This is a genomic window from Vibrio mytili (genome assembly GCF_049563345.1).
Lineage (GTDB): Bacteria > Pseudomonadota > Gammaproteobacteria > Enterobacterales > Vibrionaceae > Vibrio > Vibrio mytili.
On sequence record NZ_CP110481.1, the window covers coordinates 1,043,197 to 1,066,640 of the forward strand.

At 45.2% G+C, this 23,444-nt stretch carries 20 protein-coding genes, 1 tRNA gene and 1 riboswitch; of the genes, 17 read left to right on the top strand and 4 right to left on the bottom strand.

The features are described 5' to 3' along the window. Positions 1-210: 210 nt before the first annotated feature. Positions 211-286, bottom strand: a tRNA-Asn gene (locus ONE56_RS04905). Positions 287-831: 545 nt separating this feature from the next. Between ONE56_RS04905 and uvrB the strand changes: the two genes are divergently transcribed. From uvrB to luxU, 3 genes are all read left to right on the top strand, one after another. Then, positions 832-2,862: an excinuclease ABC subunit UvrB gene (uvrB, locus tag ONE56_RS04910; RefSeq protein WP_331438054.1), complete on the top strand. Its 2,031-nt coding sequence runs from the start codon at positions 832-834 to the stop codon at positions 2,860-2,862. Between the two features lie 231 nt (positions 2,863-3,093). Then, positions 3,094-4,497, top strand: coding sequence for a quorum-sensing sigma-54 dependent transcriptional regulator LuxO (gene luxO, locus ONE56_RS04915; RefSeq protein WP_423840331.1), 1,404 nt, complete (start codon positions 3,094-3,096; stop codon positions 4,495-4,497). Beyond that, positions 4,494-4,835: a quorum-sensing phosphorelay protein LuxU gene (gene luxU / locus ONE56_RS04920; protein WP_084735928.1), complete on the top strand. Its 342-nt coding sequence runs from the start codon at positions 4,494-4,496 to the stop codon at positions 4,833-4,835. Before luxO ends, luxU begins: the two co-directional genes overlap by 4 nt. A 107-nt stretch (positions 4,836-4,942) precedes the next feature. On the opposite strand, the gene ONE56_RS04925 is transcribed toward luxU, so the two are convergent. Then, complete coding sequence (locus ONE56_RS04925; protein WP_041156438.1) at positions 4,943-5,839, bottom strand: YvcK family protein; 897 nt, start codon at positions 5,837-5,839, stop codon at positions 4,943-4,945. 181 nt (positions 5,840-6,020) lie between these two features. Beyond that, positions 6,021-6,154: riboswitch (molybdenum cofactor riboswitch) on the top strand. Here ONE56_RS04925 and moaA point away from each other — a divergent pair. From moaA to ONE56_RS04985, 12 genes are all read left to right on the top strand, one after another. Then, positions 6,143-7,132, top strand: a complete 990-nt coding sequence (gene moaA, locus ONE56_RS04930) for a GTP 3',8-cyclase MoaA (protein ID WP_041156437.1) — start codon at positions 6,143-6,145, stop codon at positions 7,130-7,132. It overlaps the preceding riboswitch by 12 nt. 170 nt (positions 7,133-7,302) lie before the next feature. Continuing rightward, positions 7,303-7,815: a molybdenum cofactor biosynthesis protein B gene (gene moaB, locus ONE56_RS04935; RefSeq protein WP_041156436.1), complete on the top strand. Its 513-nt coding sequence runs from the start codon at positions 7,303-7,305 to the stop codon at positions 7,813-7,815. A gap of 26 nt (positions 7,816-7,841) precedes the next feature. Continuing rightward, positions 7,842-8,321 carry a cyclic pyranopterin monophosphate synthase MoaC gene (gene moaC, locus ONE56_RS04940; protein ID WP_331438052.1) on the top strand — a complete coding sequence of 160 codons (480 nt, stop codon included), beginning with the start codon at positions 7,842-7,844 and terminating at the stop codon, positions 8,319-8,321. Next, the gene (gene moaD / locus ONE56_RS04945) at positions 8,318-8,575 is read left to right on the top strand and encodes a molybdopterin synthase sulfur carrier subunit (RefSeq protein ID WP_423840332.1); all 258 of its coding nucleotides are present in this window, start codon (positions 8,318-8,320) and stop codon (positions 8,573-8,575) included. Before moaC ends, moaD begins: the two co-directional genes overlap by 4 nt. Position 8,576: 1 nt before the next feature. Beyond that, positions 8,577-9,032, top strand: coding sequence for a molybdopterin synthase catalytic subunit MoaE (gene moaE / locus ONE56_RS04950; RefSeq protein ID WP_423840333.1), 456 nt, complete (start codon positions 8,577-8,579; stop codon positions 9,030-9,032). 553 nt (positions 9,033-9,585) lie between these two features. Then, positions 9,586-11,211 (top strand): ABC transporter substrate-binding protein, encoded by a 1,626-nt coding sequence (locus tag ONE56_RS04955; RefSeq protein ID WP_041156432.1) that lies wholly within the window; start codon positions 9,586-9,588, stop codon positions 11,209-11,211. 103 nt (positions 11,212-11,314) lie between these two features. Next, the gene (oppB, locus tag ONE56_RS04960; protein ID WP_041156431.1) at positions 11,315-12,235 is read left to right on the top strand and encodes an oligopeptide ABC transporter permease OppB; all 921 of its coding nucleotides are present in this window, start codon (positions 11,315-11,317) and stop codon (positions 12,233-12,235) included. 12 nt (positions 12,236-12,247) lie between these two features. Then, positions 12,248-13,150 (top strand): oligopeptide ABC transporter permease OppC, encoded by a 903-nt coding sequence (oppC, locus tag ONE56_RS04965; RefSeq protein WP_041156430.1) that lies wholly within the window; start codon positions 12,248-12,250, stop codon positions 13,148-13,150. A gap of 17 nt (positions 13,151-13,167) precedes the next feature. Continuing rightward, positions 13,168-14,139 carry an ABC transporter ATP-binding protein gene (locus tag ONE56_RS04970; RefSeq protein ID WP_041156429.1) on the top strand — a complete coding sequence of 324 codons (972 nt, stop codon included), beginning with the start codon at positions 13,168-13,170 and terminating at the stop codon, positions 14,137-14,139. Then, the gene (gene oppF, locus ONE56_RS04975; protein ID WP_041156447.1) at positions 14,136-15,131 is read left to right on the top strand and encodes a murein tripeptide/oligopeptide ABC transporter ATP binding protein OppF; all 996 of its coding nucleotides are present in this window, start codon (positions 14,136-14,138) and stop codon (positions 15,129-15,131) included. Before ONE56_RS04970 ends, oppF begins: the two co-directional genes overlap by 4 nt. A gap of 213 nt (positions 15,132-15,344) precedes the next feature. Beyond that, positions 15,345-16,289, top strand: a complete 945-nt coding sequence (locus ONE56_RS04980) for a glutathione S-transferase family protein (RefSeq protein ID WP_041156428.1) — start codon at positions 15,345-15,347, stop codon at positions 16,287-16,289. 145 nt (positions 16,290-16,434) lie between these two features. Further along, positions 16,435-17,712, top strand: a complete 1,278-nt coding sequence (locus tag ONE56_RS04985; RefSeq protein WP_423840334.1) for an MgtC/SapB family protein — start codon at positions 16,435-16,437, stop codon at positions 17,710-17,712. A 69-nt stretch (positions 17,713-17,781) separates the two neighbouring features. Here ONE56_RS04985 and pta read toward each other — a convergent pair whose 3' ends face one another. Beyond that, a complete protein-coding gene (gene pta / locus ONE56_RS04990; RefSeq protein WP_423840335.1) occupies positions 17,782-19,926 on the bottom strand; it encodes a phosphate acetyltransferase in 2,145 nt (714 codons plus the stop codon). A 137-nt stretch (positions 19,927-20,063) separates the two neighbouring features. Further along, on the bottom strand, positions 20,064-21,260 hold the full coding sequence (locus ONE56_RS04995) for an acetate kinase (protein WP_041156426.1): 1,197 nt from the start codon (positions 21,258-21,260) through the stop codon (positions 20,064-20,066). Between the two features lie 343 nt (positions 21,261-21,603). Here ONE56_RS04995 and yfbV point away from each other — a divergent pair, with 343 nt between their 5' ends. Next, on the top strand, positions 21,604-22,056 hold the full coding sequence (yfbV, locus tag ONE56_RS05000; protein ID WP_041156425.1) for a terminus macrodomain insulation protein YfbV: 453 nt from the start codon (positions 21,604-21,606) through the stop codon (positions 22,054-22,056). A 394-nt stretch (positions 22,057-22,450) separates the two neighbouring features. Continuing rightward, positions 22,451-23,413 (top strand): ABC transporter substrate-binding protein, encoded by a 963-nt coding sequence (locus tag ONE56_RS05005; RefSeq protein WP_041156424.1) that lies wholly within the window; start codon positions 22,451-22,453, stop codon positions 23,411-23,413. Positions 23,414-23,444: the final 31 nt, after the last annotated feature.

The window sequence follows — 23,444 nt, forward strand, 5'->3', positions numbered from 1 at the left end:
AATGAATGAGTTGGTGACCGTTTTGTTGCGAGAAAGAGCGGGGGGATTATCCAATAAACGCTGTGTTTTGTTACGCAAAACATTTTACAGTTGGTTCCCCTATACCGCACTCGGTTCGGGTTACTCACTTCGATACATCAGTTCGGTAGAAACTTGTTGCGATTGAAAACGAAAAAAGCCCAGTTTTGCAACTGGGCTTTTTCTTAAATCTGGCTCCTCCTGCTGGGCTCGAACCAGCGACCTGCGGATTAACAGTCCGTCGCTCTACCAACTGAGCTAAGGAGGAATTACTTTGCTTAAAAGCGGGGCAAATCTTACCGATCACCCCAAAGCGTGTCAACAGTAAAAAAACACATTTTTATTAAAAAAACTTTCGTTAGGGGCTTTACTTTTTTGTAGTGCTTGCCGCTTAAGGGCTGGAGTTACTTATCCACTAAAATTGTGGATAAGTATGTTGATGAGTTCTGAGTAAAACTTTTTCATATGCAACATGGTGGCATTGATTGGAATTTTTAGTCATGAATGTTGATTAAAAATTTACATAAAACAGGTATTTAGCTTTAAAGTGGAGAAGTTATTCAAAGTGGATGAAAATTGTACTTTTGGGGATAAGCGCGAGTTGCGCAACATTTTGGGGAAAAGTTGTGGAAGAAGGTTTTGAACTTTTACGCAAGGCAGCTTGCTAGGGCGAAGTACTATATCAAAGAGTACTAAATAAGGCTATACCGAAGTTCGCAAAGCTTATAAATTAGTAAGCGTAAATTCTTTATAATGCGGTGTGTATAGGTATCCTATGTACAATCAAACGATGAAGTAAAGTTGAGGAAGGGTATGAGTAAAGTGTATGAACTGGTTTCTGACTATCAGCCATCAGGTGATCAACCAAGTGCGATTAAACAGCTGTTAGAAGGAATCGACTCTGGGCTCGCGCATCAAACCTTGCTGGGGGTAACGGGCTCGGGTAAGACCTTTACGTTGGCCAATGTGATCGCGCAAGCTCAAAGACCAGCAATATTGCTTGCACCCAACAAAACATTGGCTGCTCAGCTTTATGGTGAAATGAAATCATTCTTTCCAAACAATGCCGTCGAATACTTTGTTTCTTACTATGATTATTATCAGCCTGAAGCCTACGTACCCACAACCGATACGTTCATCGAAAAAGATGCGTCGGTAAACTCGCACATTGAGCAAATGCGTTTATCGGCGACGAAAGCATTGCTAGAGCGTAAAGATGCCATCATCGTGGCGTCAGTGTCTGCAATATATGGCTTGGGGGACCCTGAGTCGTATTTACAAATGATGCTCCATTTACGCCGAGGTGATGTGATTGATCAGCGAGACATGCTGCGCCGCTTGGCTGAGCTACAATATTCACGCAACGATGTCGCGTTCGAGCGTGGTCAATTCCGAGTCCGTGGTGAAGTTATCGATATCTTCCCTGCCGAGTCTGATCAAGATGCCGTTCGGGTCGAAATGTTTGATGATGAGGTCGACTGCATTAGTGTGTTTGATCCACTGACTGGCGTGGTAAAACAACGTGACTTGCCTCGTTATACGATTTACCCCAAGACGCACTATGTGACGCCCAGAGAACGAATTCTTGATGCCATCGAGAGCATCAAAATCGAGCTAGAAGTGCGCAAAAAGCAGTTGCTGGATAACAATAAACTGCTAGAAGAGCAGCGTATCAGTCAGCGTACTCAATTTGATATAGAAATGATGAACGAGCTAGGCTTTTGTTCTGGCATTGAAAACTATTCACGTTATCTCAGTGGTCGCTCAGAGGGCGAGCCGCCACCAACTTTGTTCGATTATTTACCCCATGACGGTTTACTCATAATTGACGAGTCACACGTAACGGTTCCGCAGATTGGTGCAATGTATAAAGGTGACCGCTCGCGCAAAGAAACCTTAGTAGAATTTGGCTTCCGCTTGCCTTCGGCACTGGACAATCGTCCGCTTAAGTTTGAAGAGTTCGAATCTCTCGCCCCGCAAACCATCTTCGTTTCAGCGACTCCGGGCAATTATGAACTTGAAAAATCAGCTGGAGAAGTGGCCGATCAGGTAGTACGGCCAACAGGTTTGTTGGATCCAGAATTAGAGGTTCGCCCTGTTGCGACTCAGGTCGATGATCTATTGTCCGAAATCCGAATTCGAGCGGTGAAAGATGAACGCGTATTGGTGACAACGTTAACCAAACGTATGGCAGAGGATCTGACTGAGTACCTACATGAGCATGATGTGCGGGTTCGTTATCTTCATTCGGATATTGATACGGTAGAACGGGTTGAGATTATTCGAGATCTGCGTTTGGGAGAGTTTGATGTGCTCGTTGGTATCAACTTATTGCGAGAAGGTTTGGATATGCCAGAAGTGTCGCTAGTGGCAATTTTAGACGCGGATAAAGAAGGCTTTTTGCGTTCAGAGCGTTCTTTGATTCAGACCATTGGCCGAGCGGCCCGTAACATCGAAGGCAAGGCGATTCTATATGGGGACTCGATCACTAAGTCGATGAAAAAAGCCATTGACGAAACGACTCGTCGTCGTGAAAAGCAAAAAGCATACAATGAAGAGATGGGGATTGAACCACAAGCTCTTAAGCGCAATATTAAAGACATTATGGAACTTGGTGATATTACCAAGTCTAAACGTCAACGGAACAACAAGCAGGTACCTTTGTCGAAGGTTGCTGAGCCGTCACAAGTATATGAAGTGATGTCGCCACAGCAATTGGAAAAAGAGATCAGTCGGTTAGAGGCGGCGATGTATCAGCATGCTCAAGATCTAGAGTTTGAGCTGGCGGCGCAAAAGCGTGATGAAATTGAGAAATTACGCGCTCAGTTTATTGCCAATAGCTAGTTATTACCAACAGCTAGTCATTGACAATCGCCTTTCTGTTGGCGGATTAATTCAGGCAATTCGTATACGGCAACCGTAGTATTATTGACAAGCGTCAAACCGGATACATTTTCACAATCGATAATATTGTTGAATCCTAAGTGTTCGGTGAAACACACATGTCAATGGAATTGCAAAATGCGATGCGAAATGCGACCATTGTTAAAAATACAATAAAATATTAGCTAGGTTATGCAACAAAATACAGAAGGTCAAAAGTCTCGTTATCTATTGATGGTAGAGGACACCGCATCCGTTGCGGCGTTGTACCGATCTTACCTGACACCATTAGGGATTGACATCAACATTGTGGGGACGGGTAGAGATGCGATTGAAAGCCTCAAGCATCGAATTCCTGATCTTATCCTGCTTGATCTGCGTTTGCCAGACATGACAGGTATGGATGTTTTGCACTCGGTAAAAAATAGTCATCCTGATGTTCCCATTATTTTCATGACGGCTCACGGTTCAATAGATACCGCGGTAGAAGCCATGCGTCACGGATCTCAGGATTTTCTTATCAAGCCTTGCGAAGCCGATCGACTTCGCGTTACGGTCAATAATGCGATTCGTAAAGCGAGTAAATTGAAGAATGAAGCGAATAATCCTGGTAATCAAAATTATCAAGGCTTCATTGGTAGTAGCCAAACCATGCAGCAGGTGTATCGCACGATAGACTCCGCCGCGAGCAGTAAAGCCAGTATCTTCATTACCGGAGAGAGTGGTACAGGTAAAGAAGTGTGTGCAGAAGCCATACACGCAGCAAGCAAACGTGGGGATAAGCCGTTTATCGCCATTAACTGTGCTGCAATCCCTAAAGACTTGATAGAGAGCGAATTGTTCGGTCATGTTAAAGGGGCATTTACCGGCGCAGCAAATGATCGTCAAGGTGCAGCAGAGCTCGCTGATGGAGGGACATTATTCCTAGATGAGCTGTGTGAAATGGACTTAGATCTGCAAACTAAGTTACTGCGGTTTATTCAGACGGGGACATTTCAGAAGGTCGGTTCTTCTAAGATGAAGAGCGTCGATGTACGCTTTGTATGTGCGACAAACCGGGACCCTTGGAAAGAAGTTCAAGAAGGTCGTTTCCGTGAAGATTTATACTATCGCTTATACGTTATCCCGTTGCACTTACCTCCACTCAGAGAACGTGGTGAAGACGTCATCGAGATCGCCTATTCACTGTTAGGTTATATGTCACACGAAGAGGGCAAAGGTTTTGTTCGTTTTTCTCGAGATGTGATCGATAAGTTTAACAATTACGAATGGCCGGGTAACGTTCGACAGTTACAGAATGTGCTGCGTAATATTGTGGTTTTAAATAGCGGTAAAGAAATTACTTTGGATATGCTGCCGCCACCTTTGAATCAGCCAAAAGCCACCCCATCGGCACATCACGTCGCAGACTCAAAAGGATTGTCGACAAGCGATATTATGCCATTGTGGATGTCGGAAAAAGTCGCGATTGAACAAGCAATAGAGGCGTGTGACGGTAATATTCCACGAGCGGCTGGATACCTTGATGTTAGCCCGTCTACGATTTACCGAAAACTCCAAGCTTGGAATGATAAAGACCTTAAGGAAAAGGCGTGAACATGAGCTTATTAAATCAACAAAAAATTGATTCGCTGTCGAAAGAGATCGGCAGCGAAAATGTGCCTGTACTGCTTGATATTTTTTTAAGTGAAATGGACACTTACATTAAAAATCTGTCGAGCTATCAAGGCGCAGAGCAACTGGGTTATTTGAAAGAAATCAGCCACGCTCTGAAAAGTAGTGCAGCGAGCTTTGGCGCCGATCGTTTGTGCAACCTCGCGATTGCTATCGATATCAAGGCCAAAACTGATGACTTGAGTGAAAACTCGCCGCACATTGTAGAGATGCTCGAACTATTAAAGTTGACCCAAAAGACCTATCGCGCCTGGGGCTAATTGGTCTCGCTAGGGGCAATGTATGCTGAACCTCGCGGCGATTGGATAATGTTGCTCTGTTCTATTTAATTAAACGTCTGCTGTATATGTATAAAGGTTACGTTCGGTTATTTAGAGGTGGCGAGTTGTTTCTCTATGGCTAACTTCAGTTTGTTACGGTTATGACGCCAGTCTCTATTATCGGATGCTAAGGATTCAGTGACGACATTCCAGTTATCTAGCACGTCTTGTTCTGCTTGTTCAGCAAGAACTACATCGATCTTTCTTCCTTGGCATGCACGCTCACACCATTCCAACTTTTGTGCCATCGTCATACGACCTGCTGGACCATATTCTGGACTAAGATTAGCAACAAAAATCACTTTTGCATGTTGATTGTCAGCAATGGCTTGGCCTAATTCTGGCAGTAACAGTGGTGGCATAATACTGGTCAGAAAGCTACCTGGGCCAAGCACAATGGCATCTGCTTCAGCTAAAGCAGTGACAGCTTCCTTTGTCGCTGGGACTTGTGGCAACAGGTCTAAACGTTTTAGATCTGTCTCCATTTCATCAACGTTGGTTTCTCCAGTCACCCACTTACCATCGACAGACAGTGCAGAGAGATCGGATGGATGCTCTGACATCGGCAGAATGTTCACATCGACTTTCAACATGTTTCTGATTAAGTTGATCGCATCTAAAGGACGAACGGACAAGTTATCTAGGGCGGTAAGCATTAAGTTTCCTAGATTATGACCGTCGAGCTCACCAGTGCCTTTAAAGCGATATTCGAACATCATGGTACTGATCGAAGGTTCAGTAATTAGCTGATTGATGCAGTTGCGTGTATCGCCCCAAGCTATACCACCCTGACAAATGCGAATTCGACCTGTTGAACCGCCGTTGTCCGTTGTAGCAACAATGCCAGTTGCATTACCTCCAAAATCTCTCAGTGCGGCTAGCATCCGGCCTAAACCGTGCCCACCGCCAACCGCGACCACTTTTTTATCTTTGTTGATATTCATTGTGTTCTTCTAATAATCGATCAAAAACGTCTACAATTTAGCTTAAGCCTCGCAAGAGTGATACTCAGTTGGAGGTAAATTGTGTGTTAGAAGAATTTTTTGTTACTTAAGTCTAGATTCGAGACAAAATATTCAGTATTTTATTCGCTTAAACGCTGCCAAAGGTCCAATTAAATTCTTTTGGTTGCCATAGCTCCGAGCTCAATGTGCTAAGTCTCAGGATATGCAGGTTGAGCCAGTGGTCGATTACCACAAGGGCATGATTGGAAATGATTATGCCTCCCGTGTTTGGAAAGGTGTTCCGTGGCGCAACAATTCGAAGATAAATTTCATCGCAAGTTCTATTACTTGCGTCTGTCAGTGACAGATGTTTGTAATTTCAAATGTACTTACTGTCTTCCTGATGGGTACCAACCCTCGGGCAAGAAAAACTCGTCTTTTTTAACGCTACCCGAGATAACACGGGTGGTGAAGGCTTTTGCTGATTGTGGTACGTCGAAAGTTCGTATTACCGGTGGTGAGCCAAGCTTACGCAAAGATTTTACTGATATTATTCATACTGTCGCCAACACGCCTGGTATTAAGAAAGTCGCAACGACGACTAACGGCTATCGCATGGCAAAACAAGTCGCTGACTGGCGTGACGCTGGTTTAACGCACATTAATGTCAGCGTCGATAGTCTTGATCCTCGTATGTTCCATCAAATTACTGGTGAAAATAAGTTCACTGACGTTATGAATGGGATCGAGCGTGCGTTTGAAGTGGGTTACGAGCAAGTCAAAGTCAACGTGGTATTGATGAAAGATCTCAATCATCAAGAGCTACCTGCGTTTCTCAATTGGATTAAAGATCGCCCCATTCAACTGCGTTTCATTGAGTTGATGCAGACTGGTGAGATGGACGGCTTGTTTGAGCGTCATCATGTCTCCGGTGTTGCTATACGCAATCAATTGATCGCCAATGGCTGGTTGCTCAAAGTTCGCTCCCAAAATGATGGCCCAGCCCAAGTCTTCATGCATCCAGATTACAAGGGTGAAATTGGTCTGATCATGCCGTACGAAAAAGACTTCTGTGAAAGCTGTAACCGGCTTCGTGTGTCCGCAGTAGGTAAACTGCATCTTTGTCTGTTTGGTGAACATGGTGTGGAATTACGAGATTTACTGCAAAAGGACGAGCAAGAAAGCGAACTGATTGAACGCATTCAAGCGCAACTGCAGACCAAATCTGTCAGTCATTTTCTGCATGATGGTAATCCAGGCATGACGCCTCATCTTGCCTCTATCGGCGGCTGATATACTAAGCGGATTTTAACTCCTTGACTTTGTTTGAGTTTGAGTCAATTTGATCTTGAGGACGTTAGAGTATGCAATCCAATTTTTGTAAGTCGCTAACGCAAGCGGCTTAGTACTTTTCCAGAATTGATACCCCGTGTATCAACGTGAATTTAAGAATAGGTGGACAAATGGGTCACGCTGAAAGCAAATTTCAACCTGCAAATATTGCCGTTTTAACGGTATCTGACACTCGTACTGAAGAAAATGACACATCAGGTCGTTATCTTGTCGAGCACGCTCAAGAAGCCGGTCACAATGTCGTAGACAAGCAAATTGTGATTGATGATATGTATAAGATCCGAGCAATTGTATCTCAGTGGATAGCTGATGAAAAAGTTCAGGCGGTATTGATTACTGGAGGCACTGGTTTTACTTCCCGTGACAGTACACCTGAGGCATTAAAGCCGCTTTTTGACAAAGAAGTAGAAGGCTTTGGTGAGCTTTTCCGTATGGTATCTTACGAAGAAATCGGCACCTCTACTATCCAGTCTCGCGCTATTGCTGGGTTTGCCAATCATACTGCCATTTTTGCGATGCCGGGCTCGACAGGTGCATGCCGTACTGGTTGGACGAAGATCATTCAGCAACAGTTGGATGCGAGTCATCGTCCATGTAACTTCATGCCACACTTGTCCGTATAATCTTTCCTAAGAGTGAAGGAAGCATCATGACCCAATTTACCCACATTAATGCATCCGGTGAAGCTAACATGGTGGATGTTTCGGCAAAAACTGAAACAGTCCGTGAAGCACGCGCTGAAGCATTTGTTCACATGGCGCCAGAAACGCTGCAACTGATCGTTTCTGGCTCACATCATAAAGGGGATGTCTTTGCGACCGCGCGCATTGCAGGCATTCAAGCTGCAAAGAAAACTTGGGACCTGATCCCGCTATGCCACCCGTTATTGCTCTCAAAAGTTGAAGTCCAACTGGAAGCCATTGAAGCCGAAAATATGGTTCGTATTGAATCGGTGTGTAAGCTTGCAGGCAAAACAGGGGTGGAGATGGAAGCATTAACGGCTGCTTCAGTGGCTGCGTTGACAATATATGATATGTGCAAGGCTGTGCAAAAAGACATGGTAATTGGGCAAGTTCGCCTTCTGGAGAAGACCGGTGGTAAATCAGGACACTTTAAGGTGAATCAATGATTAAAGTTATTTTCTTTGCACAAACCCGAGAATTAGTGGGCGTTGACAGTGTCGAGTTAGACGGTCATTTCTCGACGGTGGAAGCGATTCGGGCGCATTTAGTCGAAATGGGTGAGGGCGATAGCGGAAAATGGGACCTTGCACTTGAGCCAGGTAAACTGCTCGTAGCGGTCAACCAGTCTATTGTACCGTTAGATACTCAAGTCAAGGTGGGGGATGAAGTGGCCTTTTTCCCTCCTGTAACAGGAGGTTAATGTGGATCCTCGAGTTTCCGTTCAGGTTGATGATTTTTCAGTTGATCAAGAGTACAAAAACTTATCTAAAGGCACGTCTGCTGGTGCGGTTGTCACGTTTATCGGTAAAGTTCGCGATATGAATTTGGGTGATAACGTTGTGGGGTTGCACTTAGAACATTACCCAGGTATGACCGAGAAAAGTCTTAGTGATATCTGCGATCAAGCAGAATCTCGCTGGCCGCTGCTGGGGGTTCGAGTGATTCACCGAGTAGGAGATTTAGATAGTGGCGAGCAAATCGTCTTCGTTGGTGTGTCAAGTGCTCACCGCGGGGCATCATTCGAAGCTTGCGAGTTCATTATGGACTATCTAAAAACCAAGGCCCCCTTTTGGAAAAAAGAGCGTACAACGAACGAAAGCCGTTGGGTTGATGCGCGTGATACCGATCACCAAGCTGCCAAACGTTGGCAAAAATAGACCCGTTTCCTATGCCTTGATTCAATAAAGCTAAGTGCAAACCACTTAGCTTTTTTATTATCGATCCACTTCCTCCGAATGAACGCAAGTACAACCTGCCAAATGTGCCTTTTACAATTGTCTCATTTTTGCGTGTGGTGACCCTCTTCACAACAAAATGTTTCCTAGTTATTAAATTTCTTCAAATGATTATTTCATTGTGGTAAGTATTGTTAATGGCGTAACAATTAGCACAACATACTATGTAATCGATTGTTTCTAGATTAATTGAAAGTTTTGACTGTCTGAGGGGGATTCTTGTCCCAGATTTTCTGCCTATCGCTTTTAAATTAGATATTATTACTGGTTATGTGGGTTTGTTGCAGAATTATTGCGTTTTTTATGGCTTTTTTATGGCAAATTAATTCAATGATTGATAATGTGACCCCTTGTCTTTGTAAGGTTTTAGGGTTTTTACACCTAAAAAGTGAACTAAAACGTTCTAATACACTGTGCTTTTAAGCCTCTTGCGAAGATGTCATGGATGCAAACTAAAAAACTTGGAGTTTTACGCATGTATAAAAACAAAATCACCACAGCACTACTTCTTGGTGCTGGTCTTGCTGTCGCCTCTACAGCTTCTTTTGCCGCACACGTTCCCGCTGGCACCAAATTAGCAGATGTTCAAGAGATTGTTCGTGGTAACGGTACAGAAGTTGCCACAATCGACCCACACAAGTCTCAAGGGGTACCTGAGTCACACGTTATTCGTGATCTTTTAGAAGGCTTGGTAAACCAAGATGCAGACGGCAACACAATTCCTGGTGTCGCTGAAAGCTGGGAAACGCCTGATAATAAAACCTTCACTTTCCATCTTCGCAAAGACGCGAAATGGTCTAACGGCGACCCAGTAACAGCAGAAGACTTTGTTTACAGTTGGCAGCGTGCTGTCGATCCTGCGACTGCTTCTCCATATTCTTGGTACATGGAAATGACGCAGATGAAAAATGCTGCTGACATCGTCGCTGGGAAAAAGGATAAAAGCGAGTTAGGTGTTAAAGCCGTTGACGCAAATACACTTGTTGTTGAACTGGACTCTCCAGTACCATACTTCGTGATGATGATGGGCCACACTACAACCAAGCCTGTTCACAAAGCGACAGTCGAGAAGTGGGGCGATCAATGGACGAAGCCTGAACACTTTGTCGGTAATGGCGCTTACGTTGTTGATAAATGGGTGGTAAACGAGCGTTTGGTATTGAAGCGTAATGAACAGTACTGGGATAACGAGCACACTGTTCTTAACAAAGTGACCTTCTTACCAATCGAAAACCAAGTGGCAGAGATGAACCGATTCTTAGCGGGCGAAATCGATATCAGCTACGAAGTGCCGGTCGAACATTTCCGTCGTCTACAGAAAGAGCATCCAGAGTCAGTATCTGTCGTAGGTAACTTGTGTTCTTACTACTACTCATTTAATACCAAGAAAAAGCCATTTGACGATGTTCGCGTTCGTAAAGCGATCTCTTACGCGATTGACCGTGATATCGTCAGTAATGCAATCATGGGTCAGGGTCAGAAGCCTGCATACTTCTTGACGCCTGAAATTACCGCTGGTTTCCATCCGGTCATGCCTGAGTACGGCAAAATGACTCAGAAAGAGCGTAACGCAGAAGCGGCGCGTCTCCTTGCGGAAGCTGGTTACGGTAAAGACAACCCGCTTAAATTCTCTCTTCTTTACAACACTTCTGAGAACCACAAAAAAGTTGCGGTCGCAATCGGCTCAATGTGGAAGAAAACACTGGGTCTAGACGTTACTCTAGAAAACCAAGAGTGGAAAACGTACCTATCCTCGAAAGACCAAGGTGACTTCGAAGTGGCTCGTGCTGGTTGGTGTGGCGACTACAACGAAGCGTCTTCATTCCTAACGCTAATGACCAGCAACAATACAACTGGCGGTCAGCACTGGGGTAATAAAGAGTACGATGCAATCATGGAAAAAGCGCTGACTTCAACCTCTGAAGAAGAGCGTCAAAAACTTTACGCCGACGCGGAAGCGTTGATGGCGAAAGACATGCCAATTGCACCAATCTATCAATACGTGAAAACACGCCTACTATCACCAAAAGTGGGTGGCTTCCCGTCTAACAACCCGGAAGAAAAGATTTATTCAAAAGACTTATACATAAAAGCTGAATAATCAAATAACTATAATTGTCTAAACACTGCATGTACCCCAAGTTAGCGACGGTACATGCAGTCTTTTCTGTTTTTAAATTGTCACAGACTGGAAGCGTGAGTTTATGTTTAAATTCATTATCAGACGCGTACTAGAAGCAATTCCGACTATGTTGGTTTTGATTACAGTATCGTTCTTTCTCATGCGCTTTGCACCGGGTAACCCGTTTTCAAGCGAACGCGCACTTCCGCCAGAAGTTATGGCGAATATCGAAGCGAAGTACGGTTTGGATAAACCCGTATTTGAGCAGTACACCACCTATTTGACCAACGTGATTCAAGGTGACTTTGGTCCATCATTCAAATACCTAGATTACTCGGTAAATGAGCTGATTTTTGCCGCGTTGCCTGTATCTGCAAAAGTTGGTTTTGCCGCATTCATCTTTACTGTCATCATGGGAGTCGGCGTCGGGACCATCGCTGCATTGCGGCAAAATACCTGGCTTGATTACTCGATCATGGCCACCGCTATGATTGGGGTTGTCATGCCATCGTTCGTGTTGGCTCCGGTATTGATTTATCTCTTTTCCATCAATTTAGGTTGGTTCCCTGCCGGAGGCTGGCTGGATGGTTCCTTTAAATACATGGCGTTACCAGTCTTGGGTATGTCTCTTTTGTATGTGGCAACGTTTGCGCGTATTACTCGCGGCTCAATGATTGAAACACTCAACAGTAACTTCATTCGTACCGCTCGTGCGAAAGGCCTGAGTTACCGTTATATCGTCTTCAAACATGCATTAAAACCTGCTTTGCTTCCTGTTGTATCGTACATGGGGCCAGCATTTGTCGGCATCATCACCGGTTCGGTGGTGATTGAAACGATCTTTGGCTTGCCAGGTATTGGTAAGTTGTTCGTCAATGCCGCGTTCAACCGCGACTATTCATTGGTAATGGGGGTCACCATTTTAATTGGTTTCCTATTCATCCTGTTCAACGCAGTGGTAGATATTCTGTTGGCAGCGATTGACCCGAAAATTCGTTACTAAGGAAGTGTGACTATGTTGACGAAAAAAGAAAATTTAGAAGCGATTGAAAAGTTTTCTGAAAATCTAGAAATTGAGGGTCGTAGCTTATGGCAGGACGCTCGAATTCGCTTTATGCGAAACAAAGCCGCGATGGTGAGTCTGGTCATTCTGATATTGATGACACTCGCGGTTATCTTTTTGCCTATGATTGCGCCTTTCACCTATGACGATACTGATTGGTACGCGATGCATGTCGCGCCGAATGCTGAGCATTGGTTTGGTACCGACAGCCTGGGACGTGATATTTATGTGCGTACTTTAATTGGTGGTCGTATTTCACTCATGGTTGGTGTCATGGGGGCGTTTGTAGCGGTACTTATCGGTACGCTATATGGTGCTGCATCTGGCTTTATTGGTGGTCGCGTTGACCGTATCATGATGCGTATCCTTGAAATACTTTATGCTGTGCCATTTATGTTCCTTGTGATCGTCTTGGTGACGTTCTTTGGGCGTAATATCGTGTTGATATTCGTTGCTATCGGTGCCATTGCCTGGCTCGACATGGCGCGTATTGTGCGTGGTCAAACGCTCAGTTTACGGAGCAAAGAGTTTATTGAAGCTGCACATGTATGTGGTGTGAGTAATTGGAAAATTATCACTCGCCATATCATACCTAACGTTTTGGGTATTGTTGCCGTTTACTCGACGTTATTGATTCCAAGCATGATTCTTACCGAGTCGTTCTTATCGTTCCTTGGTCTAGGTGTTCAAGAGCCTATGACAAGTTGGGGAGCGTTGTTGCAAGAAGGGGCAAACACAATGGAAATCGCAATCTGGCAGCTAGGCTTCCCAGCTGCATTCATGGTGGTGACATTGTTCTGCTTTAACTATGTTGGTGACGGTCTACGTGACGCACTGGATCCAAAAGACAGATAAGAATTGAGGAAGTATAGATGGCTTTATTAGATGTCAAAGATCTGCGCGTCGAGTTTACTACCCAAGATGGTATTGTGACCGCAGTAAACGACTTAAACTTTTCGCTAAATCAAGGGGAAACCTTGGGTATCGTTGGTGAGTCCGGTTCGGGTAAATCTCAGACCGTCTTCTCTATCATGGGCCTATTGGCGAAGAACGGTATTATTTCTGGCAGTGCGAAGTTCGAAGGCAGAGAAATTTTAAACCTACCGGAAAAAGAATTAAACAAAGTTCGCGCAGAACAAATTGCGATGATTTTCCAAGACCCAATGACGTCACTGAACCCATATATGAAAGTCAGTGATCAGCTAATGGAAGTCTTAATGCTGCATAAAGGCATGGGAAAATCCGAAGCGTTTGAAGAGTCTGTTCGCATGCTTGAAGCGGTAAAAATCCCAGAAGCTCGCAAGCGTATTACGATGTATCCACACGAGTTTTCCGGTGGTATGCGTCAACGTGTGATGATCGCTATGGCACTTCTGTGCCGTCCAAAGTTACTGATTGCCGATGAACCAACGACGGCATTGGACGTGACGGTACAAGCTCAGATCATGGATCTACTGAATGAACTCAAGTCGGAGTTCAATACGGCAATCATTATGATCACTCACGACTTAGGCGTTGTTGCTGGTTCTTGTGACAAAGTGTTGGTTATGTACGCGGGTCGTACTATGGAGTACGGCACGGTTAATGAGATCTTCTACAATCCGAGTCACCCGTATGCTGAAGGCCTGCTAAAAGCCATCCCTCGTCTTGATACAGAGGGTGAAATTCTACCAACCATTCCTGGCAATCCACCTAACTTGTTGCATCTGCCACCAGGCTGCCCTTATCAAGAGCGCTGCCACCGCGTGATGGACCGTTGTAAGCAAGAAGCGCCTGTACTGACGCCGTTTGGTAACGGTCGTCAGCGTGCGTGTTTTTCTGATTGGGAGGCTTGGAAGAAATGAATGCAATCGATAAAAAGCTAATTTTAGACATCACGGATCTGAAGGTTCATTTCAGCATCGCTTCAAAATCAGCGTGGCCATGGTCCAAACCAGCGAGCCTTAAAGCCGTCGACGGTGTTAATGTGCGACTCTATGAAGGTGAGACCTTAGGTGTAGTGGGCGAATCAGGTTGTGGTAAATCTACGTTTGCTCGCGCCATTATTGGCCTAGTAGAGGCGACAGATGGCGAGGTGGTTTGGTTAGGGCAAGATCTCACCAAGATGAAAGACGTTCAGCGCCGCGAAACGCGCAAAGAGATGCAGATGATTTTCCAAGATCCACTTGCTTCTCTAAACCCGCGAATGACCGTTGGTGATATTATCGCTGAGCCGCTAGAAACCTTTTACCCGAAGCTGACCAAGCAAGAAGTGAAGGATCGTGTAAAAGAAATGATGGCGAAGGTTGGACTATTACCGAATGTCATAAACCGCTACCCACACGAGTTCTCTGGTGGACAGTGTCAGCGTATTGGCATTGCGCGTGCGCTTATTCTTAAGCCAAAAATGATCATCTGTGACGAACCAGTATCGGCCTTGGATGTATCCATTCAGGCTCAGGTCGTGAACTTGCTCAAAGAGCTGCAAAAAGAACTAGGCCTTTCCTTAGTCTTTATCGCTCACGACTTGTCGGTAGTAAAGCACATCTCGGATCGTGTTTTGGTGATGTACTTAGGTAATGCGGTAGAACTTGGTGAATCCGATGCGTTGTTTGCGGAACCGAAGCATCCATATACACGAGCGTTGATGTCAGCAGTGCCAATTCCTGATCCGGAATTAGAGCGTAAGAAAACGATTCAAATGTTAGAAGGCGACCTACCATCGCCAATCAGCCCACCGTCTGGTTGTGTGTTTAGAACGCGTTGTCCGATGGCGACCGATGAGTGCGCGAAAACTAAACCAACCATTCAAGGTACTGATGTGCATGCAGTGTCGTGTCTGCACGTGAGTATATGAATCGCCTAACCTGATTCAGGTTAATTAAATTCAGCCTGTGACGGGCTTAAGCGCGGCTTCTTTTTATAAGAGTCGCGCTTTTTTTATCCTGATGCTTTGACGTTGAACCGTTCGAATTTTTAGAACAAGACGTCCTAAGTGGGTGGATTTTAAGCGAGCTCAGAATTGCTAAGATATACCTAATTAAAGAAATATAGAGCGAGGAGACGAGACATGGGTAAATTGGTCGAAGGTGTTTGGCACGATGTATGGTACGACACAAAATCCAGTGGCGGCAAGTTTGAGCGCGAGGATGCCGGTTTTCGTGACTGGATCAAAAATGAGCCTAACGCCACGTTTCAACCAGAGTCTGGTCGCTACCACCTTTATGTTTCTCTTGCTTGTCCGTGGGCTCATCGAACGCTGATTTTTCGTAAGCTTAAAGGGTTGGAATCTCATATCGATGTGACGATAGTATGTCCGGATATGCTTAGCCAAGGCTGGCAAATGGGTCTACCTGAGCCGCTATTTGGCCACACTCGTATGTACCAAATTTATACTCAAGCAAAACCAGATTACTCTGGCCGCGTGACGGTACCCGTCTTATGGGATAAAAAAACGAACACGATTGTATCGAATGAGTCGTCAGAAATTATCCGCATGTTCAATTCTGAGTTCAACGATTTAACCGGGAACCAAGATGACTATTACCCAGAGTCATTACAGTCGCTTATTGATGAATGGAATGAATATATCTACCCAAATGTAAATAACGGTGTATACCGCTGCGGTTTCGCGACCACACAGGATGCGTATGAAGAAGCGTTTGATTCATTGTTTGCTGCTCTTGATAAAATTGATGCGCACTTGGCGACACATCGTTATCTCGCGGGCAACCGTATTACCGAAGCGGATTGGCGTTTATTCACCACGTTAGTGCGTTTTGATGCGGTCTACGTGGGTCACTTTAAATGTAATAAAAAACGCATCGCTGATTATGTAAATATTCAAGGTTACCTAAAAGAGCTGTATCAAGTTGATGGTGTGGCGGAGACAACCGACTTCTACCATATTAAGCGTCACTATTATTTCAGTCATACGGGTATTAATCCAACTCAAGTGGTGCCAAAAGGACCTGAACTGGATCTAGAGTCTGATCATGGCAGACACCATTTATAATTTTCTGCTGTTAAATCCGCATGCTGTTAAATCCAAATTGAAGCGTCACGTTATGTGACGCTTTTTTTTGCTCTCATTCCCCGCTTTATCCGGCTATATGACTTAAACTTATGATATCAAACCAATCTTTTATCTGAGGTGGGGCATGGATATCAACGAGTTTGCAATCGGTGAACACCTTATCTGGAAGGTGCTTATCGCGCTTCTTTTAGGGGCGATTGTTGGCATTCAGCGCGGTTGGGTAAAACGAAATAGTGTGGAAGGCAGCCGTGTTGCGGGTATTCGTACCTACTCTCTGGTCGGTTTGTTTGGCGGTCTATCGGCTATCCTTGCCCAGCGTTTCTCTCCATTTATACTCGGATTTGCGCTTCTTGCATTGGTGATATTGGCGTGCATTGCTTACATCATGAAGCAAAAGAACAGCGGTGATATAAGCATTACAGGGCTCGTCAGTTTGCTGGTCACGTTTATTTTAGGGGCACTGGCGGTAGCGGGGGAGGCGATACTCGCCGCGTCGGCTGCAGTCATTACCGCAATGGTATTGGATAATAAAAGAGAGCTACATGAAGCGTTGCAAAAACTGCAGGAATACGAACTGGATGCCGCGTTAAGGTTGCTCCTTATATCCATTGTTTTATTACCATTATTGCCTAATCAAACATTTGGTCCTTGGAACGCATTGAATCCCTACGAAATCTGGTGGATGGTGGTGTTAATCGCTAGCATTTCATTCGTCGGTTACTTTGCGATTAAAATTGGTGGGGCAAAGCGAGGTATTTTATTTACGTCGGTGTTTGCTGGGCTCAGTTCCTCTACAGCGTTGACGTTGCAATTTTCCCAACTCTCTCGACATCAAACCAATATCAGCCCGCTGCTGGCCAGTGGCATTTTACTCAGTTGTGGCACAATGTTTCCACGTTTACTGCTTATTATGTCGTTGTTGAATCCACCACTTGTTCAAATGTTATGGCCTATCGTGTTAGCAATGATGGGGGCACTTTATCTTCCTGCGTGGTGGATCTGGCGACATTGTGAGGTGGAGCCGGTGACACAAAAAAGCGAACAAACCAATCCATTAGCACTACAGTCCGCATTGTTCTTCGGGCTGGTGCTTGCCGTGATCATGTTACTCTCTCACGCACTTGCTGATTGGTTTGGCGATGCCGGAACACTGCTATTGTCGGCGTTGTCAGGCATTACTGATGTCGACGCGATCTCGCTGACACTAGGGCGTCAAAGTACTAACGGTTTGAACCTGACAACGGCCGCGCTTGGTATCTTGATTGCTGCTTCTGTTAATACCCTGGTTAAGATGGGGATGGTGATTTCTATTGGCGATAAATCACTTTGGCATAGAGTCGTGCCCGTGATGATAGGTTGTGTCTTAGTTGGCGGAGTAATGTTCTTGGCGGTTTATGATTAGTGGACGAAAAAAGCCCTCGATAACTCGAGGGCTTTGAAGGTTGTCTTATCTACACGCTTTCTAGGTGAATTACTTCACCTCTTGGCTTGCCTGAATCGCTGTAAGTGCGATGGTGTAGACAATGTCGTCTACTAGAGCACCACGAGACAAGTCGTTGACTGGTTTACGCATACCTTGCAACATTGGACCAATAGATACTAGGTCTGCTGAACGTTGTACCGCTTTGTACGTCGTGTTACCTGTGTTTAGGTCTGGGAACACGAACACGGTCGCTTTACCTGCAACTGGAGAGTTTGGTGCTTTAGAAGCTGCTACGTTTTCCATGATTGCTGCGTCGTACTGAAGAGGACCATCGATGATAAGATCAGGACGTTTCTCTTGAGCCAGTTTGGTCGCTTCGCGCACTTTATCAACGTCTGCACCTTTACCAGATTCACCTGTAGAGTAAGAGATCATTGCTACGCGTGGTTCGATACCGAATGCTGCTGCAGAATCTGCAGACTGAATCGCGATTTCAGCAAGTTGCTCTGCGGTTGGGTCTGGGTTGATTGCACAGTCACCGTAAACCAGTACTTGATCAGGCAGAAGCATGAAGAATACTGACGATACGATAGACGCATTTGGTGCCGTCTTGATGATTTGGAACGGAGGAACGATGGTGTTCGCTGTCGTGTGAACCGCACCAGAAACCAGACCGTCAACTTCGTCATTCTCAAGCATCATTGTGCCTAGGAATACGGAGTCTTTGAGTTTCTCACGTGCAACCACTTCAGTCATGCCTTTCGCGCCACGTAGCTCAACAAGACGAGCAACATAGTTTTCACGAACCGCATCAGCGTCGATGATTTTAACGCCAGCACCTAGCTCAACGCCTTGTTGCGCTGCAACGCGTTTGATTTCTTCTGGGTTACCTAGCAGTACACATTCTGCGATACCGCGCTCAGCACAGATTGACGCTGCTTTTACGGTACGTGGCTCATCACCTTCAGGAAGGATGATACGCTTGCCTGCTTTACGAGCGAGTTCAGTAAGTTGGTAACGGAATGCTGGTGGGCTTAGACGACGAGACTTCTGTGTCCCTTCTGTCATTGACTCAATCCAGTTACCGTCAATATGACCCGCAACGTGTTCGTTGATGAACTCGATACGCTCTTTATCGTCTGCAGGAACTTCAATGCTAAAGCTCTGTAGATTTAGAGACGTCTGCCAAGTATTACCTTGTGCTTTGAAGATAGGTAGACCTGATTCAAATGCAGGCTTACATAGGCCTTCGATTTCGCGTGGGATATCGTAGCCACCAGTCAGCAGTACCGCACCAATATCAACACCGTTCATCGCGGCAAGAGCTGCCGCAACAATCACATCCGGACGGTCTGCTGATGTCACAAGCAGAGAACCAGGTTTGAAGTGCTCAATCATGTTTGGCAGAGAGCGCGCACAGAATGTGATGCTCTTAATACGGCGCGTGTTAATGTCACCTTCGTTGATGATGTCAGCGTTAAGGTGTTTGGCCATGTCGATTGCACGAGTCGCAATCAGGTCGATGCTCCATGGCACGCAACCTAGTACACGAATTGGAGAAGTGTTGAAGATTTCCATCACTTTCATTTCGTTTTGCTTCGCGCTGTCGGCATCGTCAAAGATCTCAGACAAGTCAGGGCGAGTGCGGCCTGCTTCATCAACGGGTGCATTTAGCTTGTTGATGATAACGCCAGAGATGTTTTTATTCTTAGTGCCACCGAAGTTTGAACATGCCACTTCGATGCGCTCTTTAAGCTGTGCTGGGTTGTCAGTACCCGGTGTCGCTACTAGCACGATCTCAGCACCAAGTGTTGCTGCGATTTCTGCGTTCACTTGGTTCGCAAATGGGTGTTTGCGAGTTGGCACTAGACCTTCGATCAGTGTTACTTCTGAATCTTTATTGATTTGGTTGTAACGTTCAACAACGGTTTCTAGTAGCTCATCCATGTTGTCGTTACCGATTAGGCTCTCGGCAACTGACATTGGCATAGGTTCGCCAGTTATGATGTCGCTATTACGACCAACGATGGTTGACGTTAGATCCGGTTGATCACCGCCACTGCGTGGCTGACAGATAGGTTTGTAGAAGGAAACTTTAACGCCTTTGCGCTCCATTGCGCGAAGGACACCCATACTAACGCTTGTTAGGCCAACGCCTGCGCTAGTAGGGATAAGCATAATAGTACGAGACATTCGTAGAGTACCTTTAGCTATTTGGGGGATAAAAGCTCAACTCTTATTCCATGAAGTTCGGAAGAATAGGGGTTGAGCCCCTAAGAAATTCGTTTGAATGAAAATATGGCTAGCCGAGTGGCTAGCCAGTGAGTCAATTAAATACCTGTCAGACGAGCAGTGTCTTCCGCGATAACCAGCTCTTCGTTGGTTGAGATAACCATGGCTGGGATGCGGCTGTTTTCAGTCGTGATCACACCTTCACCACCGAAACGTGCTTTCAGGTTGGCTGCGCTGTCTACTTCAATACCGAAGATAGCTAGGCGGTTCAGAACCATTTCACGGATTGGGGCAGAGTTTTCACCGATACCACCGGTAAATACGATAGCGTCTAGGCGGCCATCCATGGTGGCAGTGTAACCTGCTACGTATTTAGCCAAACGGTGACAGAATACGTCCATCGCACGAGTTGCTTCTTCTTTTGCACCGTAGTTGTCTTCGACAAAACGACAGTCCGATGTCACACCAGTCAGGCCAAGCAGACCCGATTGTTTTGTGAACATGGTATTGATCTCTTCTACGCTCATGCCAAGTTTGTCGTGCAGGAAGAACATCACTGCTGGGTCCAAGTCACCACAACGAGTGCCCATTACCAGACCTTCAAGTGGAGTCAGACCCATTGAAATATCAACAGATTCGCCGTTTTTGATAGCACACACTGAAGCACCGTTGCCCAGGTGGCAGTTGATGATGTTCAGTTCGTTGGCTGGTTTACCCATACGCTCAGCAGTTTCACGAGCGATGAAGCGATGAGATGTACCGTGTGCGCCGTAGCGACGGATACCGTGCTCAGTGTAAAGGTTGTATGGCAGAGCGTACAGGTACGCTTCTTGTGGCATGGTTTGATGGAATGCCGTGTCGAATACTACAACGTTTTGCAGCGCCGGGAATGCTTTTTGTGCTGCACGAATACCGATCACGTGAGCTGGGTTGTGCAGAGGAGCAAAAATAGCGGCTTCTTCAATTCCTTTAACGGTTGCTTCATCAACCAGCATTGAATGTGTAAATTGCTCACCGCCGTGTACAACACGGTGACCGATGGCTTTCAGTTGCTCTGCCAGTTCTGGCTTAGAAGCAAGAATAGTTTCAACGATGAACGTCAGAGCTTCATCGTGCGCAGCGCCTTCACCCAGTTGAGCTTCGTGCTTGCCGTCAAGTTTCCACTTGATACGTGCTTCTGGAAGGTGTAGACATTCAGCAAGACCTGAAAGGTACTCGTCGCCATTTTGTGCATCGACAATAGCGAACTTAAGTGAAGAACTACCGCAGTTTAAAACTAAAACTAGCTTAGACATGTATGACTACCTGTTATTCGTCTGATAAAAATCAGTAAAAGAATGAAAATCAATCACAAGAATAGACGATACCAGAGAGGCTGCGTACTAATCTTGGTCAAAAAATATTCAAAGTCCATCTAAAAAAGAGTGATGAGAGCCCCTCACCACTGTGATGCAATCCATGCCGATAGACATCTCATGTTGCTTAAATTGTAAATAACAGCAACAATGAGATTGAGGGTCCGCAAAGGATAGCGATAATGAAGTATGATAACAAAAAAAATTTGAATTAATATTAACTTTCATCAATTTTTTGCACCTTCAGTTGAAATGTTCAACTATTTTTTAGTGAGAGAGTCGAATGAGTAATAAAGTCGGATTAATCCATAGCCTGAAAGATGGGCAGAACTACATGGAGATCTGGCCGGTTCGCAAAGAACTGGGTGCCGTATTTCCTGAACAGCGCATTATTAAAGCCACTCGTTTCGGTATTAAAGTGATGCCAGCCGTTGCTGCGATAAGTGTGCTCACTCAAATGGCGTTTAACAACTACGATGCATTACCGCAGTCCATTGTTGTCGCGTTATTTGCGATAAGTTTGCCTCTGCAAGGAATTTGGTGGTTAGGCACGCGCTCCAATACCAAATTGCCACCGTCACTTGCCACGTGGTATCGAGAGCTACACCAAAAAATAGTCGAAACGGGGTTTGCGTTAGAACCGGTAAAAGCAAAACCGCGCTACAAAGAATTAGCGATGATACTGAATCGCGCTTTTAGACAATTGGATAAATCGTCTCTAGAGCGTTGGTTTTAGCTGGTTCCAATCGTTGATTTCTCTCTTTATTCCTCTGTTTTAAAGATGGAGTGGGCGTCATTTGCTCCATCTTTACCTAGACTCAAGTCGTTCATAATTTGTCTTTCTTTTACTTACTGACTTTTCAGTCTCAAGAATCTTCATCATCGAGTGTATATCTGGCATTTTTGGTGTAATTTTGCTTGTCCTGCATCCCCTGCGTGATCACAAATGTTGTGTTGCTGTTAAATGTTTCTTTTCTTTACCGTAACTTAGTAGTAATAATAACAATATGATGCACAAGAGGTGCATAACACTCTCTATTAAGCACAACAACATTTTGTTCTCACTTTTGCATGAGTGAGCATCGACGTTGAATGCTCACACAAGGACGAAGACACATCAAGGAGTTATGATGAAATCAAAACGTTTACTTGCCACCGCAATTCTATCTGCCACCGCTCTTCTCTCTTCAACCGGAGTTATTGCCAAAACGGCGACGGTTGCTGTATCGCAAATTGTAGAACACCCAGCGCTGGATGCTACTCGCCAGGGCTTGCTGGATGGTCTAAAAGCAAAAGGTTATGAAGAGGGAAAGAATCTCGAGTTTGACTATAAAACTGCACAAGGTAACCCTGCCATCGCAGTACAAATTGCCCGTCAATTTGTCGGTGAAAACCCGGATGTATTAGTCGGTATCGCAACGCCTTCCGCTCAGGCTTTGGTCTCAGCGACAAGAACGATTCCCGTAGTATTTACTGCGGTTACCGATCCTGTCGGGGCGAAGCTCATCTCGTCAATGGAGCAACCGGGTAAAAATGTAACGGGCTTATCCGATTTGTCTCCAGTGGCACAGCATGTTGATTTAATTAAAGAAGTACTGCCAAATGTCAAAAGTATTGGTGTTGTTTACAACCCAGGTGAAGCAAATGCGGTTACTTTGGTTGATTTGCTAAAAGAAAGCGCTAAGGCAAAAGGTATCGAGGTTGTTGAAGCGACCGCGTTAAAAAGTGCGGATGTTCAGTCTGCAACTCAAGCCATTGCCGCGAAATCCGATATCATTTACGCGCCAACGGATAACACGGTCGCGAGTGCCATTGAAGGCATGATCGTCGCTGCAAATCAGGCTAAAACTCCTGTATTTGGCGGTGCTACGTCATACGTTGAGAAAGGAGCGATAGTGGGCCTTGGTTTCGATTACTATCAAGTTGGTGTGCAAACTGCGGATTATGTCGCTGCTATTCTTGACGGACAAGAGCCGGGTAAACTGGATGTAAAAGTCGCTAAAGGCTCTGATCTAGTAATTAACCAAAGCGCAGCGGATAAGTTGGGTATCAAACTACCAGACTCAGTCGTACAGCGTGTTACTAGCAAATAATAACGATATTTAAAGGATACAGTTCAGGTCG

Bases quoted from the DNA above. Each gene is read 5' to 3' on its own strand.
- uvrB (WP_331438054.1), top strand. From the start codon at position 832: ATGAGTAAAGTGTATGAACTGGTTTCTGACTATCAGCCATCAGGTGAT.
- luxO (WP_423840331.1), top strand. From the start codon at position 3,094: ATGCAACAAAATACAGAAGGTCAAAAGTCTCGTTATCTATTGATGGTA.
- ONE56_RS04925 (WP_041156438.1), bottom strand. From the start codon at position 5,839: ATGAATATCAACAAAGATAAAAAAGTGGTCGCGGTTGGCGGTGGGCAC.
- moaB (WP_041156436.1), top strand. From the start codon at position 7,303: ATGGGTCACGCTGAAAGCAAATTTCAACCTGCAAATATTGCCGTTTTA.
- moaC (WP_331438052.1), top strand. From the start codon at position 7,842: ATGACCCAATTTACCCACATTAATGCATCCGGTGAAGCTAACATGGTG.
- moaD (WP_423840332.1), top strand. From the start codon at position 8,318: ATGATTAAAGTTATTTTCTTTGCACAAACCCGAGAATTAGTGGGCGTT.
- ONE56_RS04955 (WP_041156432.1), top strand. From the start codon at position 9,586: ATGTATAAAAACAAAATCACCACAGCACTACTTCTTGGTGCTGGTCTT.
- oppB (WP_041156431.1), top strand. From the start codon at position 11,315: ATGTTTAAATTCATTATCAGACGCGTACTAGAAGCAATTCCGACTATG.
- oppC (WP_041156430.1), top strand. From the start codon at position 12,248: ATGTTGACGAAAAAAGAAAATTTAGAAGCGATTGAAAAGTTTTCTGAA.
- ONE56_RS04970 (WP_041156429.1), top strand. From the start codon at position 13,168: ATGGCTTTATTAGATGTCAAAGATCTGCGCGTCGAGTTTACTACCCAA.
- oppF (WP_041156447.1), top strand. From the start codon at position 14,136: ATGAATGCAATCGATAAAAAGCTAATTTTAGACATCACGGATCTGAAG.
- ONE56_RS04980 (WP_041156428.1), top strand. From the start codon at position 15,345: ATGGGTAAATTGGTCGAAGGTGTTTGGCACGATGTATGGTACGACACA.
- ONE56_RS04985 (WP_423840334.1), top strand. From the start codon at position 16,435: ATGGATATCAACGAGTTTGCAATCGGTGAACACCTTATCTGGAAGGTG.
- pta (WP_423840335.1), bottom strand. From the start codon at position 19,926: ATGTCTCGTACTATTATGCTTATCCCTACTAGCGCAGGCGTTGGCCTA.
- ONE56_RS04995 (WP_041156426.1), bottom strand. From the start codon at position 21,260: ATGTCTAAGCTAGTTTTAGTTTTAAACTGCGGTAGTTCTTCACTTAAG.
- yfbV (WP_041156425.1), top strand. From the start codon at position 21,604: ATGAGTAATAAAGTCGGATTAATCCATAGCCTGAAAGATGGGCAGAAC.
- ONE56_RS05005 (WP_041156424.1), top strand. From the start codon at position 22,451: ATGAAATCAAAACGTTTACTTGCCACCGCAATTCTATCTGCCACCGCT.